The 16,733-nt window shown below is 68.4% G+C and carries 20 protein-coding genes; 15 read left to right on the top strand and 5 right to left on the bottom strand.

Annotated elements, in window-relative coordinates; genetic code table 11:
- Positions 1-6 precede the first annotated feature (6 nt).
- From DEJ14_RS01980 to DEJ14_RS01990, 3 genes are read right to left on the bottom strand one after another with little or no spacing between them, the layout of a single operon-like run.
- Positions 7-639, bottom strand: coding sequence for an ABC transporter ATP-binding protein (locus tag DEJ14_RS01980; protein ID WP_111085365.1), 633 nt, complete (start codon positions 637-639; stop codon positions 7-9).
- Entirely contained in the window at positions 636-2,663 is a 2,028-nt protein-coding gene (locus tag DEJ14_RS01985; RefSeq protein ID WP_111085366.1) for a bacteriocin-associated integral membrane family protein, read from the bottom strand. Before DEJ14_RS01985 ends, DEJ14_RS01980 begins: the two co-directional genes overlap by 4 nt.
- Before the next feature lie 55 nt (positions 2,664-2,718).
- On the bottom strand, positions 2,719-3,111 hold the full coding sequence (locus DEJ14_RS01990; protein ID WP_111085367.1) for a lactococcin 972 family bacteriocin: 393 nt from the start codon (positions 3,109-3,111) through the stop codon (positions 2,719-2,721).
- Positions 3,112-3,332: 221 nt separating this feature from the next.
- Between DEJ14_RS01990 and DEJ14_RS01995 the strand changes: the two genes are divergently transcribed.
- The 3 genes from DEJ14_RS01995 to DEJ14_RS02005 all read left to right on the top strand — a co-directional run bounded on the left by DEJ14_RS01995 (position 3,333) and on the right by DEJ14_RS02005 (position 5,578).
- The gene (locus DEJ14_RS01995; protein ID WP_111085368.1) at positions 3,333-4,067 is read left to right on the top strand and encodes a GntR family transcriptional regulator; all 735 of its coding nucleotides are present in this window, start codon (positions 3,333-3,335) and stop codon (positions 4,065-4,067) included.
- 118 nt (positions 4,068-4,185) lie between these two features.
- A complete protein-coding gene (locus DEJ14_RS02000; RefSeq protein ID WP_146249748.1) occupies positions 4,186-4,497 on the top strand; it encodes a hypothetical protein in 312 nt (103 codons plus the stop codon).
- A 106-nt stretch (positions 4,498-4,603) separates the two neighbouring features.
- A complete protein-coding gene (locus DEJ14_RS02005) occupies positions 4,604-5,578 on the top strand; it encodes a glycosyltransferase family protein (RefSeq protein WP_146249749.1) in 975 nt (324 codons plus the stop codon).
- Positions 5,579-5,618: 40 nt separating this feature from the next.
- On the opposite strand, the gene DEJ14_RS02010 is transcribed toward DEJ14_RS02005, so the two are convergent.
- A complete protein-coding gene (locus tag DEJ14_RS02010) occupies positions 5,619-6,071 on the bottom strand; it encodes a PTS sugar transporter subunit IIA (protein ID WP_111085370.1) in 453 nt (150 codons plus the stop codon).
- Positions 6,068-6,304 carry a PTS sugar transporter subunit IIB gene (locus DEJ14_RS02015; RefSeq protein WP_111085371.1) on the bottom strand — a complete coding sequence of 79 codons (237 nt, stop codon included), beginning with the start codon at positions 6,302-6,304 and terminating at the stop codon, positions 6,068-6,070. Before DEJ14_RS02015 ends, DEJ14_RS02010 begins: the two co-directional genes overlap by 4 nt.
- Before the next feature lie 178 nt (positions 6,305-6,482).
- Here DEJ14_RS02015 and DEJ14_RS02020 point away from each other — a divergent pair, with 178 nt between their 5' ends.
- The 12 genes from DEJ14_RS02020 to DEJ14_RS02075 all read left to right on the top strand — a co-directional run bounded on the left by DEJ14_RS02020 (position 6,483) and on the right by DEJ14_RS02075 (position 16,733).
- The gene (locus DEJ14_RS02020) at positions 6,483-7,748 is read left to right on the top strand and encodes a PTS transporter subunit EIIC (RefSeq protein WP_111085372.1); all 1,266 of its coding nucleotides are present in this window, start codon (positions 6,483-6,485) and stop codon (positions 7,746-7,748) included.
- A 127-nt stretch (positions 7,749-7,875) separates the two neighbouring features.
- Positions 7,876-8,787 carry a metal ABC transporter solute-binding protein, Zn/Mn family gene (locus DEJ14_RS02025; protein ID WP_111085373.1) on the top strand — a complete coding sequence of 304 codons (912 nt, stop codon included), beginning with the start codon at positions 7,876-7,878 and terminating at the stop codon, positions 8,785-8,787.
- Between the two features lie 47 nt (positions 8,788-8,834).
- Positions 8,835-9,680: a metal ABC transporter ATP-binding protein gene (locus tag DEJ14_RS02030; protein ID WP_111085467.1), complete on the top strand. Its 846-nt coding sequence runs from the start codon at positions 8,835-8,837 to the stop codon at positions 9,678-9,680.
- Positions 9,680-10,642: a metal ABC transporter permease gene (locus DEJ14_RS02035; RefSeq protein ID WP_111085374.1), complete on the top strand. Its 963-nt coding sequence runs from the start codon at positions 9,680-9,682 to the stop codon at positions 10,640-10,642. Before DEJ14_RS02030 ends, DEJ14_RS02035 begins: the two co-directional genes overlap by 1 nt.
- Positions 10,639-11,082, top strand: coding sequence for a Fur family transcriptional regulator (locus DEJ14_RS02040; protein WP_111085375.1), 444 nt, complete (start codon positions 10,639-10,641; stop codon positions 11,080-11,082). Before DEJ14_RS02035 ends, DEJ14_RS02040 begins: the two co-directional genes overlap by 4 nt.
- Positions 11,083-11,092: 10 nt before the next feature.
- Positions 11,093-11,785, top strand: a complete 693-nt coding sequence (locus DEJ14_RS02045) for an alpha/beta fold hydrolase (protein WP_111085376.1) — start codon at positions 11,093-11,095, stop codon at positions 11,783-11,785.
- A 230-nt stretch (positions 11,786-12,015) separates the two neighbouring features.
- Entirely contained in the window at positions 12,016-12,252 is a 237-nt protein-coding gene (rpmB, locus tag DEJ14_RS02050; RefSeq protein ID WP_111085377.1) for a 50S ribosomal protein L28, read from the top strand.
- A complete protein-coding gene (gene rpmG / locus DEJ14_RS02055) occupies positions 12,252-12,422 on the top strand; it encodes a 50S ribosomal protein L33 (protein WP_017886456.1) in 171 nt (56 codons plus the stop codon). The genes rpmB and rpmG overlap by 1 nt, the downstream gene beginning before the upstream one ends.
- Before the next feature lie 2 nt (positions 12,423-12,424).
- Positions 12,425-12,730 (top strand): 30S ribosomal protein S14, encoded by a 306-nt coding sequence (rpsN, locus tag DEJ14_RS02060; RefSeq protein WP_111085378.1) that lies wholly within the window; start codon positions 12,425-12,427, stop codon positions 12,728-12,730.
- A 279-nt stretch (positions 12,731-13,009) separates the two neighbouring features.
- Entirely contained in the window at positions 13,010-13,297 is a 288-nt protein-coding gene (locus tag DEJ14_RS02065; protein WP_111085379.1) for an HU family DNA-binding protein, read from the top strand.
- Positions 13,298-13,473: 176 nt separating this feature from the next.
- The gene (locus tag DEJ14_RS02070; protein ID WP_111085380.1) at positions 13,474-15,411 is read left to right on the top strand and encodes a bifunctional copper resistance protein CopD/cytochrome c oxidase assembly protein; all 1,938 of its coding nucleotides are present in this window, start codon (positions 13,474-13,476) and stop codon (positions 15,409-15,411) included.
- Positions 15,408-16,733, top strand: a complete 1,326-nt coding sequence (locus DEJ14_RS02075) for an ATP-dependent DNA helicase (protein ID WP_111085381.1) — start codon at positions 15,408-15,410, stop codon at positions 16,731-16,733. Before DEJ14_RS02070 ends, DEJ14_RS02075 begins: the two co-directional genes overlap by 4 nt.

The raw sequence follows: 16,733 nt of genomic DNA on the forward strand, positions 1-16,733 counted from the left end.
ACGCGGTCACGTACCCGGTGCGTTCAGCGAGACGCTCCGAGTGGCGAGTGCCTCGACGGTCGGCGAATGGGTCGCGATGAGCACGGCCGCCCCGTCGACGGCGAGTTCGGCCAGCAGGTCGAGCACCATCGCCGCGTTCCCGTCGTCGAGTGCGCTGGTCGGCTCGTCGGCAAGGATGACCGACGGGCGCTTCACCAGGAGCCTCGCCATCGCCACCCGTTGCTGCTCGCCTCCGCTGAGCTCGTGGACTCGGTCGGTTGCACGTCCGGTCAGGCCGACGCGATCGAGCGCGTCGCTCGTGCGGACCTCCTGGCTCGGTCCGCGGGATGTCCGAGCGATGTCGATGTTCGCCTGAACGGTCGTGTCAGCGACCAATCCGAAGTCCTGGAACAGGTAGCCCAAGTAGCGCTGGCGCAGGAGCCGAGCCTGCCGCCTGCTTCGACTCACCGGTTCGCCGGCGATGCGGATCGTCCCTGAGTCGAGGGAATCGAGGTGTCCCACGCAGTCGAGGAGTGTGGACTTCCCAGAGCCACTCGGCCCGACCAGGCAGACGATCTCGCCGCGCGCGACGTCGAACGACAGATCGTTCCACAGGGTCCGCCGTCCGTGGTGTTTTGATGCGTGTCGTACCTCGATCATCGTGCTCCGTTTCCTCGATACCGGAGGGTGTTGCGCGCGGTGGTGGCCAGGACGACGCCGTTGACCGCACTCACCGCTGCGATGGCGAGCAGTGCCAGTGCACCGGCGGTCCCCGCCGACTGCGCGACGGGATCGAGCACCGAGGTGCGTCCCGTCCCGTCCGGGCGAGCGCCCCACCAGGAGTTGACAGCGGCGACGACGGCGATCGACACCAGTGCGGTCTCGACGAACAGGAGCCCGGCGTCGGCCCGGACGGCTGAGGTGCCGCTGGCGAGTTTCGCGAACAGCGCGCGACCGTGGCGACGCCGGTGTGCGACCGTCCCGAGCAGCCCCAGCACGACGCTGACGATCAGGGCGCTGGCCACCGTGGCTGTGGCGATCACGGTCATCGTGGCCGCGAACCGTGCCTGCTCGGCGGCGACCTGTCCCACTGCGACCACCGCGCTGAACTCCCTGCGGACGTCCGACGCGTTGATCGACCGTTCCGCGACGGCGCGGTTCTGGAACACCACGTCTCCGGTGGACAGCCACGAACCGAGCTGATCGGCTGAGAAGACGTCGGCCGGCCTCGGGACGACCACGATGACGGCGTCAGCGAGCCAGGAGCGCGTCGACGAATCGTCCGGGTACGAGTAGACCTGCTGGCGTGCAAGTCGACCACCGGTGATCTGCTGCCGTGCGGCGGCGGGCGCCTCTCGCAGCTGCCAGTCGGCGAGCGCGGCGACGAGCCGACGCCGATCGAGCCGACTGTCGGCTGGGATCCACACGGAGATGTCCGCATCGTCGGCGGTGATGCGGTTGCCGTCCTCGGCGCGGACGTCCTGCAAGCCGAGGTAGCCAGCGTCGACGAAGAGCGCCGGAACCGTGGAATTCCCCTGCCCGCTGGACACCTCGACGGTCGCGGCGAGCAGCGCGTCACGCTGCTCGAGCGCTCTGCCGGCGAAGGCTCCGATGCGGTCCCAGTACTGCTGCGAGTCGATCGGACGGGGGTCCGGGGTGACCCAGAGCTGGACGGTCTCACCTGCGGCTCGGAGGTCGCGTTCTGCTGTCCCGGAACGGACGGTCGCAACGGCACCCGACAGGTCGAACACGGCGGTGACGAGCAGGAGGAGCGCGGGCGCGCGGGCAACCTGCGCGACGAGCACGAGCGCTCCGACGGGTCGAGCACCTCGGAGTGCGGTGGTCAGCGGCTGTCGACAGGCGAGCACCGTGCCGATCGTGTGGGCGGCGATGACCGGTGCCAGCAACGCTGTGCCGATCACGACGACTGCTGTGGCGAACGTCGCCGCTGACGCGAGCCCGTTGTACAAGAACAGACCGAAGGCGACCACGGGGGCGCCGACGACGGTGGCGAGCAGGGTTCCGCGGACCTCGGCCAGCTCACTGACCACGATGGAGGCGGTGCTCTGTCCGTGCAGTCGTCGAACCGCACTCCGGCGAGGGGCGCCGAGCGTCCCCATCAGGCACAGCGTGACGCATCCCAACGTGAGGGCGCCGACGAGGCCGGACGTCCCGCTGAACCCGTCGCTGACTCCCATGCGGCGCAGGAACGGCACTCGTTCCGAGCTGACGTCGTAGCCGAGGCCGGAGAGGGCATCGAGTACCGCGCGCCGAGCAGCGTCGTCTCCGAAGACCGCGTAGGAGCCGACGGGATCGAAGTGGTCGAGGTCCGACATCGGGAGGACGGTGGTGCTCATCGACCTGGTGAAGTCGCCGTACCCGTCGCTGAGCCAGCCCGCACCCAGACTCGACGGCGCACCGGTCACCAGCGCATGGCGGAGCGTCGTCGGTGCCGCGCGATCGGCCACGACACGGACGATCGTCGCGCCCTCGGTCTCGGCGACCTGTTCGAGTGACTTCGCGACCCGCTGGTTCGACGCGGTGTCGGCGCCCGCTGCAGCGGTCACCACCGACGACGCACCGACGAGCCCGGCCTCACTGACCTGCACGAGGCCGATGAACCCGAGAACGGACGCGAGGAGCGGCGGGACGACGTACGCGAGTGTCACCGAGCGGATGTTCATGCTCCCCCTTGCGATCGGAGGAGCGGGCTCTCCCTCGGAGCGCCCGCTCCTCGCCTCAGCAGTTGTGGTAGTACGCCTTGTTGCCGCTGCTCGCCTTCGGAGTCATCGCCATCGCGTACTTCCCACCGGGCACGTTCGACACGCGCTTCGACTTCTTGCCGACGGCGGTCGCGCCGTGGCACCGCTTCTCGCGGAAGTAGTTCGACCACGTGTCGTCGCGACCCACACCCCACTGCCAGAAGCTCCCACCCCCACCGTCGTCATGCGTCGAGTAGTCGCGGGTTCCACCGCTCACGCCCGCACCCGGGTCGACGATCGTGACGCCGCCGGTCTCCGCGCCGGACCCGAGGACCTCGAGCGCTGACGCGGATGCGACCGTGGCCGGCCCGGCGATCAGGCCCACTGCCAAACCGATCCCGATCAATGCCTTCGCCTTGCTGTTCTGCATGGTTCCCCTTTCGGACGCCCCCCCCTGTGGGACTCGAGCGTCACACTGGCAGGGTCGAGAATGTGATGTCAAGCCGGTGAAACATCAACACTCCGCGCCGCCCTGCCCAGGCGGATCGTCACGCACGTTGGCGTTCCGAGGTCGACTCGCTACTGTGATGGGAACTGGTCATGTCCGCGCATGACCACCACCCAGGACCAGCAACGGAGCACGAGGGACGCATGACGAGCCGCATCACCGAGGGTGCCGAACCGAAGCACCAGCAGTTGCGGCGCATCCTGCTCGACCTCGCCACCGCACGCCTGGCCCCCGGCGCCGCGATCCCGTCCGAACGCCAGCTCATCGCCGAGTACGGCGTCTCGCGGATCACCGTGCGCGAAGCCCTCGGACAGCTCGTCAACGAGGGCTACCTCGAGCGTGTGCGCGGCAAGGGCACCTTCGTGGCGCACCGACCCGTGCAGTCGACGTTGCACCTGGCGTCGTTCACCGAGGAGATGCGGGCGATGGGCCACGTGCCGACCACCGTCGTTCTGGTGCGCGAGGAGCGCGTGCCGCCGAGCGACACCGTGGCGGCGCTGCGGCTCGACGCGGAGGTGTCGGCCTTCCACGTGAAGCGACTGCGGATGGCGGACGGCGCTCCGGTGTCGATCGACGACGCCTGGCTCGTGGCCGATGCGTTCCCGGGCCTGCTCGACCATGACCTGTCCGGGTCGGTGTACTCGATCATCGCGAACGAGTACGGCACCCCGATCGACCGCGCGCAGCAGACGGTGGCCGCGAACCCCGCCGCCGACGACGTCGCGACGCTGCTCGGCACGAAGACCGGTGCTCCGGTGCTCGAGTTCGACCGGGTGTCATACGCCGGGGAGCGCCCTGTGGAACACACCCGCAGCTGGTACCGCTCGGACCGCTACCGCGTGCAGATGGAGGTCACCGCGACACAGACTGCTGTGTAGCGCGGCGCTGGGACGCGTGTCCGTTCTTTCGGGTCGCACCTTGACAAGTTCACAGGTTTTCGCCATTCTGTGGTGACCGCGTGGCATAGGAAGCGCGCAGACTATGGGGGTACTCCAAATGGATATTCGTAATGCAATTCTCCAGTCAAAGCTTGGGCGCAACGTCGCGCTCGCGGGAACTGCGGTCGCGGTGATCGGTGCGGGAATCGTTCTGCCCACTGGCCCGGCTGCCCAGGCCGCAACATGCAGTCTCGGCCCGATCGCCAAGGCTTCGAGCTATGTCCAGAGGTGTGGTCTGAGTCAGATTGCTTACACCTACCAGAAGACCGTGGTCAAACCGCGACAGAAGTGCTACTACTTCCTGGCCACGGCGTGGAATCCTTGCTCCACACCCACTCAGTACAACACCTACGCCTGCAAGGCCATTTGACCGAGTGATCAAATCCCACTCCGTCGGGCTCGTCAGCGCGGTTCTCGCTGGCGAACGCGGGGACGTCGAGCGGTGCGTGGGCTCCATACGGGACCACGGTTTCCGCGTGGAGGTGTTCGACACCACGTCTGATGAAAGGCATGCGCGGCTGGCCCAAGCCGGCGTCACCGTTACCAGCTTGCGATGGGACGGGTCCTTCGCCTCGGCGCGTAACCGGGCTCTCGAATCCATGCAGCTTCGACGGTCCGGAGAATATGTTCTGTGGATCGATAGTGACGAGCGACTGCGCGTTCCGCCGAGCGAGCAGTCCTTAAAGGCGCTTGATTCCCGAACCGTGGCTTGCCCGCGGATAAAGGACACGGATTTCGAGACGCAAGGTGTCGCCCGGGTTCACAAGATCAAGGGATTCGTGTTCGACGGGCTCGTGCACGAGTACCTCAAAACGGTTGATGGCGACCCGGCAATCCACCGGTCCGATCCTGCTTTGATCGAACACGATGGCTACAGCAATTGGGACCGAAGGCCTCGCAATGACCGCTTGTTGCGGCGCCAGATCGCGCTCGAGCCAGAGAACTTGCGGTGGAGGCCATTCTGGGTCCGCGATTCAGGGCAGTCCCTCTCGGATAGAGAAATCGCTCGCGCAATTCGTGAGCAAGCAGCACTTCCGACGTGGTGCCCTGAGCTCGGCGGGCTGACGCCATCGGAGTACATGCGGATGATTGCGTGGCATGGTGCATGGCATCTCATCAGCCGCGGAAGTTCGCGCCTTGTCGGACCTGCGCTTAGTCGATTTCACCTCGGGGATGACGAGTCCGCCTCTGAGGTGCTCTACCTCCGCCTCATCGCTGAAGCCATTAGCGGACACATTGCTGACTCGCTCATCGACGAGGCGTTCGCGTTCAGATCGCGCACCCTCGACCGTGATGACGAGTTCCCTTGGCTCGATGCTGGCGTTGCTGTCGCTCTCGAAGCGGCCGGGCGTCGATCTGAGGCTGACATCTATCGGTCGGCGAGCCCCGCCTTCAACGATCCATTCTGCGAAGACTCGCGCTTGCGTCCGAGTTTCATGACCGGTCGGTAGGGCTCCTCGGTTCGAGCGGTGCCGCTCGCAAGCATCGCGATCACACCTCGAAGAGCGTGTCCCCCTCGCACACCGTTGTACCGACGGTGTCCTGCACGACCGAGTCCGGCGCGGAGCCGAGCACGACGACCGGGCAGATCGGCGAGTAGCCGGCGGCGGAGATCACCGAGGGGGTGAACCGGACGACGGGGTCGCCTGCGGTGACCGTCGCGCCCTCGGTCGCGAGGAGCTCGAAGCCCTCGCCCGCGAGCTTCACGGTGTCGATGCCGACGTGCACGAGGACGTCCGTGCCGGCCGCGCCCTGCAGCGCGAACGCGTGCGGGTGCAGCTTCACGATGGTGCCGTCGACCGGCGCCACCGCGGTGATCGCGCCCTCGATGCCCGTCGGGTCCACGGCCACACCGGCGCCGACGAGCTGGCCGGCGAACACCGGGTCCGGCACGTCGGCGAGGGCGACGACCGGGCCGGCGAACGGGGTGCGGACCGCGGTCACAGCTCGTCCTGGATGTCCTGCGCGAGGTTGTCGGCGACCGTGCCGACGATGACCTGCCAGCCAGTGCCGCCACCGATGACGGCCTGGGCGCCCGCAGCCTGCAGCGCGGCCTTGTCGACGAGGTCTCCGTCCTCGACCTCGACTCGGAGGCGCGTGATGCAGCCCTCGACCTCTTCGATGTTGTCGGCACCGCCGAGCGCGGCGATGATGTCGGCTGCCTTGATGTCGGCCATCGTTTCCTCCTCGTTAAGGGTTTGCGTCACAGGTTGACACCGGACCGGTCTCGGATCAGACTACGGAACTGGTCATGACCGGACAGGACCGGACCTGGCGACACCGCCGAGGTTACCTGCGCTGGCTGCACGACTCAACTCACCCCGACAGCTCCACCCAAAGACGAGAGGACCTCCGATGAGCGCCACCACTGCCACGGATGTGCCGGAGAAGAAGAAGCCGAAGAAGCAGTCCCGGCTGTTCGCGCAAGCGCAGCGCCTCGGACGGAGTCTGCTCCTGCCGATCGCGGTCATGCCCGCCGCGGGCATCCTGAACCGCATCGGCCAGGCAGATCTCCTCGGTGCGATTCCTGGCTTCGAACAGGGAGCGTCCGTCATTGGAGCTGCGGGAAGTGCGATCTTCACGTGGCTTCCCCTACTGTTTGCGGTCGGCATCGCGATCGGGTGGGCGAAGAAGTCAGACGGCACCACCGCACTGGCCGCAGTTGTCGGCTACATGGTCATGTACCAGGTCTTCGCCGTGATGTCCCCGATTGTTCTCGCCGGTGTGAAGGACGCGAACGGTGGCCAGAAGATGATCGACTTCGGCGTCCTAGGCGGCATCGTGATGGGCTTGACGGCCGCGACCCTCTGGCAACGTTTCCACCGCACGAAGATGCCCGACTTCCTCGGGTTCTTCTCGGGGCGTCGACTAGTCCCGATCATCACGGCGGCAGCTGGTCTCGTGATCGCCGTGCTGATGGCGTTCGTCTACCGCTACTTCGACATCGCCCTGACGGCAGCCGGCCAGGCCGTCGCGGACAACGCCGTGATCGGTGGCGGCATCTTCGGGTTCGCGAACCGCATGCTCATCCCGATCGGGCTGCACCAGCTGCTCAACTTCTTCCCGTGGTTCCAACTAGGAAGTTTCAATGACGGCACGATGATCTGGCACGGTGACATCGCTCGGTTCCTGCACGGCGACCCGACCGCGGGCATCTTCCAGACCGGCTTCTTCCCGATCATGATGTTCGCGCTGCCCGCCGGTGCCCTCGCCATCTGGCGCAACGCCAAGCCGCAGAACCGCAAGCTCGTCGGCGGCATCATGCTCTCCGCCGCACTGACCTCGTTCGTGACCGGCATCACCGAGCCGCTCGAGTACTCGTTCATGTTCGTCGCGTTCCCGCTGTACATCATCCACGCGGTGCTCACCGGGACCTCGCTGGCCCTGGTCAACGCGCTCGGGATCCACGACGGGTTCTCGTTCTCGGCCGGCGCGATCGACTACGTGCTGAACTTCGGCAAGGCGGACGGGGCGATCTGGCTCATCCCGATCGGCCTCGGCTACGCGGTCGTCTACTACTTCCTGTTCAGTTTCGTGATCAAGAAGTGGAACCTCCGCACGCCCGGGCGTGAAGAGGACACGATCGCCGAGAACACGATCGAAGCGGCCACGAAGCCGTAGACGTCACCACGTGACGGACGGGAGGCCCGGTGCCAGCTGGCACCGGGCCTCCCGTCAGTCTGTTGTCACCACCAGGGCGCTGATACCGGTTTTGACAATCGTTATCAGCAAGCGCTACCGTCGGAGCATGCGCAACCGCTTCCTCGCCCTCCCGCTCGTCGCCGGCGCCGCCGCGCTCGCCCTGACGGGCTGCGCGACCTCCTCGGCCTCGGGCAACGCCAGCAGCAACGGGACGATCGCCGTCGTCGCCTCGACCAACGTCTACGGCTCGATCGTCCAGTCGATCGGTGGCGACCACGTGTCCGTCACGAGCATCCTGAACGACCCCTCGCAGGACCCGCACTCGTTCGAGTCGAGCGCCCGCACCCAGCTCGCGGTGTCGAAGGCCGACCTGCTCATCGAGAACGGTGGTGGGTACGACGACTTCATGACCACGCTCGCCGACGCCTCGGACACCAAGGCCGACACCATCAACGTCGTGAAGCTCTCGGGCTTGGACAAGGGCGGCGACGCCGAGTTCAACGAGCACGTGTTCTACAGCTACCCGACGATGGTGACGCTCGTCGACGACGTCACGAAGCGCCTGTCCGCGCTCGACGCGGGCGACAAGGCCACCTTCGAGAAGAACGCCGACGCACTCACCACGAAGCTCGAGGACCTCGAGTCCCAGACCGCCGACCTGAAGAAGACGTACGACGGCGAGAAGGTGGCGTACACCGAGCCGGTGCCGGGCTACCTCTTCGACGCGATCGGTCTCGACAACGTCACGCCCGAAGCGTTCTCCGAGGCGATCGAGGAGGGCGACGACGTCCCCCCGGCGGCCCTCAAGGACACCCTCGCGCTGTTCCGTGGCAAGAGCGTGGAGCTGCTCGCCTACAACGACCAGACCTCGAGTGCCGAGACCGAACAGGTCAAGAAGGCCGCCGACCAGAACGACGTCCCGGTGGTCGGTGTCACGGAGACGCTCCCCAAGGGGCAGGATTACGTCTCGTGGCAGCAGGCGAACATCGACGCGGTGCAGGCGGCGCTCCAGAAGTGACGACCTCGACCGCAGCAGCGACGACCGACAGCCCGGCGACCACCTCGGTGGACGACCGGGCTGCGGCCCGTCCGGTCCTGGCCCTGCGCGACGCCGGGCTGTCCTTCGGCGAACGGAAGCTCTGGGGACACCTGGACCTGGACATCGCGCCGGGGGAGTTCGTCGCGGTCCTCGGCCCGAACGGCGCCGGCAAGACCTCGCTCCTGCGCACGGTGCTCGGGCAGCAGCGCCTGACGAGCGGCACGATGTCGTTCCTCGGCCAGCCCGTCCGTCGTGGGCACCGGAAGATCGGCTACATCCCGCAGCAGCGACTCATGGAGGCCGGCACCCCCCTGCGCGCGCGGGACATGATCGCGCAGGGCGTGACGGGGCACCGGTGGGGCATCCTGCCGACGTCGAAGGCAGACCGCGCCCGCATCGACCGCATCCTCGACGAGGTCGGCGCCACCGCGTTCGCGGACGCCCCGGTCGCCGAGCTGTCCGGCGGCGAGCAGCAGCGCACACGCGTCGGTCAGGCCATCGCCGCCGACCCGGCACTGCTGCTGTGCGACGAGCCCCTCATCTCACTCGACCTGCGGCACCAGCGCGGCGTCACCGAGCTCATCGACCGGCAGCGTCGGCAGCACGATGCAGCCGTGCTCTTCGTGACGCACGACGTGAACCCGATCCTCGACGTCGTCGACCGGGTCCTGTACATCGCCGGTGGCCGGTTCCGGATCGGTTCCCCCGACGAGGTCCTGCGTGCCGACGTCCTGAGCGACCTGTACGGCACCCCCGTCGACGTCGTCCGCACGATGGGCCGCATCGTCATCGTCGGCGCGAACGACGCGCACGACCACCACCACGGCGAGGTCGACCCGCACGCCCCGGCGTCGGACGAAGGGCGGATCTGATGGACGTCCTGTCGACGGTCTTCTCGTTCCAGGACTACGGCGAGCTCGTGGCCCTGGTGCAGAACTCGATCTGGGCCGGCGCGGTGCTCGGCATCGTCGGCGGGCTCATCGGCCCGTTCGTCGTCGCCCGGAACATGCCCTTCGCGGTGCACGGCATCTCGGAGCTGTCCTTCGCCGGAGCGAGCGCGTCCCTGCTGCTCGGTGTCAACGTCGTCACGGGCTCGCTCGTCGGGTCGGTGATCGCGGCGCTGCTCATCGGGGTGCTCGGCTCGAGAGCGCGCGACCGCAACTCGATCATCGCCGTGCTCATGCCGTTCGGTCTCGGGCTCGGCATCCTGTGCCTGGCGCTCTACAAGGGGCGTGCGGCCAACAAGTTCGGGCTGCTCACCGGCCAGATCGTGTCGGTGGACAACCCGCAGCTGACGTTCCTCATCGTCATCGCCGCCATCGTCGTCGCCACCCTGCTCGTCATCTGGCGGCCGCTCATGTTCGCGTCGGTCGACCCCGACGTGGCCGCGGCCGCCGGCATCCCGGTGCGGACGCTCGCGATCGTGTTCATGCTCGTGCTCGGCCTGGCCACCGCGGTGTCGGTGCAGATCGTCGGCGCGCTGCTCGTGCTGTCGCTGCTCGTCACACCGGCCGCCGCGGCACTGCGGCTCAGCTCGCACCCGGTCATCGTGCCGGTGCTCTCCACGGTGTTCGCCGTGGTGTCGGTCGTCGGTGGCATCCTGCTCGCACTCGGCGGCGGCCTGCCGATCAGCCCCTACGTGACGACCATCTCGTTCGCGATCTGGGTGGTCTGCCGGATCGTCGGGGCCAGGCGCGACCGCCGTGGACGCGACCGGGTCGTCCGCCGCGACCAGCGTGGCGGGGGCGCACCGGGCCTCCCGTCCGGAACGAACGGGACGAACGGAACCGGAACCGGAACGTCAGCCGAAACGAAGGTGGGTGCACCAGCATGAACGCCGTGCAGAAGGTCAAGCGGAACACGTGGCAGCGCGAAGCGGTGCGAGGTGCCCTGGACTCCACCGAGGGGTTCGTCAGCGCGCAGGCGCTGCACCAGCACCTGCGTGACGAGGGCTCGACGATCGGCCTCGCCACCGTCTACCGGGCGCTCGCCGACCTGGCGACCGAGGGCGACGCCGACTCGTTGCAGCAGGACGGCGAATCGCTGTACCGGGCGTGCACGACGGACGCGCACCACCACCACCTGATCTGCCGGAACTGCGGCCGGACCGTCGAGATCGAGGCGGACCCCGTCGAGCAGTGGGCGCAGGACGTCGCCGCCGCCAACGGGTTCACGAACGCCAGCCACGTCGTCGACATCTTCGGCGAGTGCGCGGTGTGCACGGCATCTGCCGCCGCAGCCGGATCGCGGACCGGCGACGCCGCCGGCGAGTAGCGTCCGCGCCATGCACGTCATCCTGGTCCCCGGGTTCTGGCTCGATGCGAGCGCGTGGGACGACGTCGCCCCGGTGCTGCTGCAGGCGGGCCACACGGTCGAGGCGATCACCCGCGACGGCGACACGCTCGATGAGCAGGTCGCAGCGCTCGTGGAGCGCCTGGACGACGTCGCCAGCCCGGACGAGCCCGTCGTGCTCGCCGGTCACTCCGGCGCCGGGCCGATCGCGTACATGGCCGCCGACCAGCGGCCCTCGCTCGTCGCACACCTGCTCTACGTCGACACGTTCCCCGGTCCCGCCGGTGGCTGCGTGAACGACGAGCTGCCCGTGGTCGACGGTGTGGTGCCACTGCCGTCGTGGGACGTCTGGGAGCCTGCCACGGTGCGCGGGATGACGCCAGCGTTGCGGGAGTCCTTCGAGCACCGGGCGATCCCGGAGCCGGCAGCCGTGCCGTCCGACCGGTTCCACTACGCCGACGCCGCCCGGCACACGATCCCGGCGACGGTGATCACCTGCGAGATCCCGGCGACCGAGCTCGCGACGATGGTGGCCGACCACCAGACCTGGGCCGAGGAACTCGTCGCGACCGAGGAGCTCAGCATCGTCGGACTCGAGACCGGACACTGGCCGATGTTCACGGCGCCGCTCGAACTCGGCGAGCTCATGGTGCGCGCGCTTGCGACACGCCCGGAGCTCGCGTAAGCTCTTCCCTTGGTCCTCCACGTCCGCGTGGTGGACCCGTTGTTCCAAGCCCTCCGACCGTCGCGAACGCCGCGGTCGCGTGGTGTCCGTTCCCCCTTCGACAGGGGCTGCGGGCCTGGGCGGTGTGCACAACCCCCTCGCATGCACCACTCCGGTGGTCCTGCGCGTGCGCACCAGGCAAGTGAACTTGGGTGCGGCCGTCCGGTCGCACGGTACCTCAGGAGGAAACCATGGCAGCAGTGTGCCAGGTGACCGGCGCCGTTCCCGGCTTCGGTCACAACATCTCGCACTCGCACCGCCGGACGAAGCGCCGCTTCGACCCGAACGTGCAGAAGAAGACGTACTACGTGCCGTCGCTGCGTCGCAACGTGACGCTCAACGTCAGCGCTAAGGGCATCAAGGTCATCGACGCACGGGGCATCGAGTCCGTCGTCAAGGACGTCCTCGCCCGTGGGGAGAAGATCTGATGGCGAAAAAGGGTCAGGACATCCGTCCGATCATCAAGCTCCGCTCGACGGCGGGCACCGGGTTCACGTACGTGACCAAGAAGAACCGTCGGAACAACCCCGACCGTCTCGTGCTGAAGAAGTACGACCCGGTGATCCGCAAGCACGTCGACTTCCGTGAGGAGCGCTAAGCATGGCGAAGAAGAGCAAGATCGCGAAGAACAACCAGCGTGCCGTCATCATCGCGCGCTACGCCGAGCGTCGTCTCGAGCTGAAGAAGGCCCTCGTGGACCCGAACGGCTCCGACGAGTCGCGTGAGGCCGCTCGCGTGGGCCTGCAGAAGCTGCCCCGCGACGCATCCCCGATCCGCTACCGCAACCGCGACGCGATCGACGGCCGCCCCCGTGGCCACCTGGGTGAGTTCGGCATCAGCCGTGTCCGCTTCCGCGACATGGCCCACCGTGGAGAGCTCCCCGGCATCACGAAGAGCTCCTGGTAAGCACTCGCAGCACCCGACGCCCCGTCACCTCCTGGTGGCGGGGCGTTCGCTGTGTCCGGGGTACAACGGCGCCTCAGTGGTCACATCTGCCCCGTCAGACCCGCGACAAGCCCGGAAATCCGGGCGAGTCGGCTGAATTCGTCCGATGCGGCTGGTAGGTTCAACTCCGGTTCCGCCGGGCCCTCGGCCCAATGGCACCGTGGCACGGGGCAACCGCTCCGGGCGCCGGACGGCACGTCCGTCCGACCGATACTGCAAGAAGTCCGAGGAGGACATCCAATGGCTGACAAGTCACTGAACCGCACCGAGCTCGTCGCTGCCGTCGCCGCCGAGTCCGGCCAGAGCCAGGCCACCGTCAACGGCGTCGTCGACGCGCTCTTCAGCGTCGTCTCGTCGTCCGTCGCGGACGGCACGAAGGTCACGATCCCCGGTTGGATCGCCTTCGAGAAGACGCACCGCGCCGCCCGCACCGGCCGCAACCCGCAGACGGGTGAGGCCATCGAGATCGCCGCGAGCGACTCGGTCAAGGTCAGCGCCGGCTCGAAGCTCAAGGCTGCGGTCAAGTAAGACTGTTCCGCGCATCGGGAGGGACGGCTTCGGCCGTCCCTTTCGTCGTTCCCTGGGCCGGGTGTGTCCCGTCTGATCGCGTTCGTCGCGTCGGGTCGACCGGGAGGCCCGTGCCGGTTCCCACAGGTCGGCCCGGCCGGTTCGGTGGCCGGGTGGGCACCGCCTAGGCTTGACGGGTGAATCGGATCGCGCGCATCGCCGGTCCCGCCGTGCTCCTGCTCGTCGGGTTCGTGGCGCTGCTCACGGCACTCGTCATCGGCGGTGGTGCGAACGCAGCGCTGATCGCCGACCCCGGGCCCCTGGTCCGCTTCGGCCTGCCGATCTCACGGCTGGTCGTGGACCTGTCCGCCGCCGCGACGATCGGCGGGCTCGCGCTGGCCACCGTCGGGCTCTCGCGCTCCGGCCCGGAGTGGAACCGCGCCATCGACGTCGCGGCTGCCGCCAGTGGACTCTGGACGGTGTCGTCCGCGGTCACCACCTTCTTCACGTTCCTGAGCGTCGCCGGCTCGAAGATCAGCATCGACGAGCAGTTCGGCCAGTCGATGGGCGTGTTCCTCACCGGCACGGACCTCGGGCTCGCCTGGCTCGTGACGGTACTCGTCGCCGCCGCCGTCACGGTGCTCTGCTTCGCCGTCCGTTCCCGGGGCATGGTCGCCCTGATCGCCGGCGTCTCGATGATCGGCCTCATCCCGCTCGCACAGCAGGGCCACGCCGCCGGCACCGCGAGCCACGACGCCGCCGTGACCGCCCTCGGGTTGCACCTGGTCGGCGCCGCGCTCTGGGTCGGTGGCCTCACCATGCTCGTGCTCCTGCGCGGCGTGCTGCCCGGTGACCGCCTGGCCGTGGTCGTCGCGCGGTACTCGAGCATCGCGCTCGGGTGCTTCGTGCTCGTGGCGGTGTCGGGTGTCGCCTCGGCACAGATCCGCGTGGGGGCCCTGTCGAACCTGTTCACGCCGTACGGCACCCTCGTGCTGGTCAAGATCGGCGCGATCGTTGCCATCGGGGTCCTCGGTGCCGTGCAGCGTCGGCGTGCGATCCGCTCCCTGACCGAGGCTCCGGCGCGGCACCGCCCGTTCTGGGCCCTGATCGTGGTCGAGCTCGCCGTGATGGGCGTCGCATCGGGCTTCGCCGCAGCGCTCGGACGCACGGCCACCCCGGTCGACCAGATCGCGCTGAGCAAGACGACCGACCCGAGCCCTGCTGAGCTACTCACCGACGACCTGCTGCCGCACGCGCCGGGGGCCTGGGGCTGGCTGACGCAGTGGAACATCGACCTGTTCTGGCTGATGGCAGCCGTGCTGCTCGCCGCGACCTACGCCGCTGGTGTCGTGCGCCTGCGCCGCGCCGGGGTCCACTGGCCGGTGCGCCGTTCGGTGGCGGCGGCCCTCGCCGTCATCTCGCTCGTCGTCGCGACGTCCGGTTCGCTGCACCAGTACGACCGGTTCCTGGTGTCGGCGAACGTCGGCGCGCACGTGCTGCTCGGCCTGGTGGTGCCGGCGCTGGTGTGGGCGGCGGCTCCGGTCGTGCTCATCCGGGCCGCGGTGCACCCGCGCGACGACGACAGCACCGGGGTGCGCGAGTGGACCGGTGTGCTGGTCGACAACGCTGCGGTCCGCTACCTGGTGCAGCCCTTCCCGGCGTTCCTGCTCGCCGCAGCGGTGTGGTGGGCGTACTTCGCCACCGACGCCGTCCGGTGGTCGGTGAGCGACTCCACGGGGCGCACGGTCATCGACGTGGGCTTCCTGCTCGTCGGGCTCCTGGCGATGCCGACGCTCTTCACCCCGATCGCGGCCGGCGAGCACCACCCGACCCGCGGTGCGGCGGTCGTCCGGATCGTCGGGGCCGCGGTCGTCGCCGCCGGAGCGGTGTCGCTCGGCGTCGCGATGCGTGGGCCGCTCGGACTGCTGCAGGCGTCGTGGTTCGGGGCGATGGGGCGGACGTGGGGCCCCGATCCGCTCGTCGACCAGGCCCGCGGTGGGCTCGTGCTCGTGGTGGCCGGGGTGCTGCTCCTGGTGGCGGTCGTCGTCGTGGTGCTCGTGCAGCTGCGGCGCGCTGGATCGCCGGCGCCCACGCTCGGAGCGGACGCGCGCACCCTCGAGCAGGACGCACGATGAGCGTCGAGCTCAGCGACGAGCAGCGGGCCGTCTTCGAGTACATCGAGCACACCCGCGACCACGTCTTCATCACCGGTCGTGCCGGCACGGGCAAGTCGACCCTGCTCAACCACTTGTCGTGGAACACCGAGAAGCAGGTCGTGATCTGCGCACCGACCGGGGTCGCAGCCCTGAACGTCGGTGGTCAGACGATCCACTCGTTGTTCCGCCTGCCGATCGGCCTCATCGCCGACGCCGAGCTGCGCCAGGGGCCGGACACCCGCAAGCTCCTGAACACGATCGACACCCTGGTCATCGACGAGGTCTCGATGGTGAACGCCGACCTGCTCGACGGGATGGACCGCTCACTGCGCAAGGCCCGCGGGCGGCAGTTCGAGGCGTTCGGCGGGGTGCAGGTGGTCATGTTCGGCGACCCGTACCAGTTGCCGCCGGTCCCGGGTGGTGCCGACGAACGCGCCTACTTCACCGACCACTACCGGTCGATGTGGTTCTTCGACGCCAAGGTGTGGCTCGAGGCGAAGCTGAACATCATCGAGCTCGCCACCGTGCACCGCCAGCGCGACGACGCCTTCGCCGCCATGCTCACGGCGGTGCGGCACGGCCGGGTCACCGCCGAGATCGCGGACCAGCTGAACACGGCGGGTGCGCGGCCCTCGCCCGACGACGCCATCACCCTGGCGACCCGGAACGACACCGTCGCGCGCATCAACAAGGCGGCGCTCGAGCGGTTGCCCGGCAAGGTCAAGACCGCGAAGGCCGACGTCAACGGCGACTTCGGCGGGCGGAACTTCCCGGCCGACGAAGCCCTCGAGCTCAAGCCCGGCGCGCACGTGATGTTCCTGCGCAACGACGCCGACCAGCGGTGGGTGAACGGGACGCTCGGCATCGTCACGGCGATCCGCGACACGGTGTGGGTCGACGTCGACGGAGAATCGTTCGAGGTCCAGCCGTCGGTGTGGGAGAAGTTCAAGTACTCCTACGACGCCGACAAGAAGGAACTCAAGAAGGACACCGTCGGTGAGTTCCAGCAGTTCCCCCTGCGACTCGCCTGGGCCGTGACGATCCACAAGTCGCAGGGCAGCACCTACGACAAGGCCGTGGTCGATCTGGGCAACCGGGTGTTCAGCGCCGGGCAGACGTACGTCGCGCTGTCGCGGCTGACCTCGCTCGAGGGGCTGTACCTGACCCGGCCCCTGCGGCCGCAGGACATCATCGTCGACACCGACGTCCGGCGCTTCATGTCCGAGGCGCCACGCATCGTCGCGACGGCACTCGAAGCCCGGAAGTCGGAACCGGACGACGACTCCGACGACGACGCCTGA

This window comes from Curtobacterium sp. MCJR17_020 (assembly GCF_003234365.2).
Taxonomy (GTDB): Bacteria; Actinomycetota; Actinomycetes; order Actinomycetales; family Microbacteriaceae; genus Curtobacterium.

Excerpts from the sequence above, each read along its gene's own strand:
- DEJ14_RS01980 (WP_111085365.1), bottom strand. The coding sequence starts at position 639 with ATGATCGAGGTACGACACGCATCAAAACACCACGGACGGCGGACCCTG.
- DEJ14_RS01985 (WP_111085366.1), bottom strand. The coding sequence starts at position 2,663 with ATGAACATCCGCTCGGTGACACTCGCGTACGTCGTCCCGCCGCTCCTC.
- DEJ14_RS01990 (WP_111085367.1), bottom strand. The coding sequence starts at position 3,111 with ATGCAGAACAGCAAGGCGAAGGCATTGATCGGGATCGGTTTGGCAGTG.
- DEJ14_RS01995 (WP_111085368.1), top strand. The coding sequence starts at position 3,333 with ATGACGAGCCGCATCACCGAGGGTGCCGAACCGAAGCACCAGCAGTTG.
- DEJ14_RS02000 (WP_146249748.1), top strand. The coding sequence starts at position 4,186 with ATGGATATTCGTAATGCAATTCTCCAGTCAAAGCTTGGGCGCAACGTC.
- DEJ14_RS02015 (WP_111085371.1), bottom strand. The coding sequence starts at position 6,304 with ATGGCCGACATCAAGGCAGCCGACATCATCGCCGCGCTCGGCGGTGCC.
- DEJ14_RS02020 (WP_111085372.1), top strand. The coding sequence starts at position 6,483 with ATGAGCGCCACCACTGCCACGGATGTGCCGGAGAAGAAGAAGCCGAAG.
- DEJ14_RS02025 (WP_111085373.1), top strand. The coding sequence starts at position 7,876 with ATGCGCAACCGCTTCCTCGCCCTCCCGCTCGTCGCCGGCGCCGCCGCG.
- DEJ14_RS02035 (WP_111085374.1), top strand. The coding sequence starts at position 9,680 with ATGGACGTCCTGTCGACGGTCTTCTCGTTCCAGGACTACGGCGAGCTC.
- DEJ14_RS02040 (WP_111085375.1), top strand. The coding sequence starts at position 10,639 with ATGAACGCCGTGCAGAAGGTCAAGCGGAACACGTGGCAGCGCGAAGCG.
- DEJ14_RS02045 (WP_111085376.1), top strand. The coding sequence starts at position 11,093 with ATGCACGTCATCCTGGTCCCCGGGTTCTGGCTCGATGCGAGCGCGTGG.
- rpmB (WP_111085377.1), top strand. The coding sequence starts at position 12,016 with ATGGCAGCAGTGTGCCAGGTGACCGGCGCCGTTCCCGGCTTCGGTCAC.
- rpmG (WP_017886456.1), top strand. The coding sequence starts at position 12,252 with ATGGCGAAAAAGGGTCAGGACATCCGTCCGATCATCAAGCTCCGCTCG.
- rpsN (WP_111085378.1), top strand. The coding sequence starts at position 12,425 with ATGGCGAAGAAGAGCAAGATCGCGAAGAACAACCAGCGTGCCGTCATC.
- DEJ14_RS02065 (WP_111085379.1), top strand. The coding sequence starts at position 13,010 with ATGGCTGACAAGTCACTGAACCGCACCGAGCTCGTCGCTGCCGTCGCC.
- DEJ14_RS02075 (WP_111085381.1), top strand. The coding sequence starts at position 15,408 with ATGAGCGTCGAGCTCAGCGACGAGCAGCGGGCCGTCTTCGAGTACATC.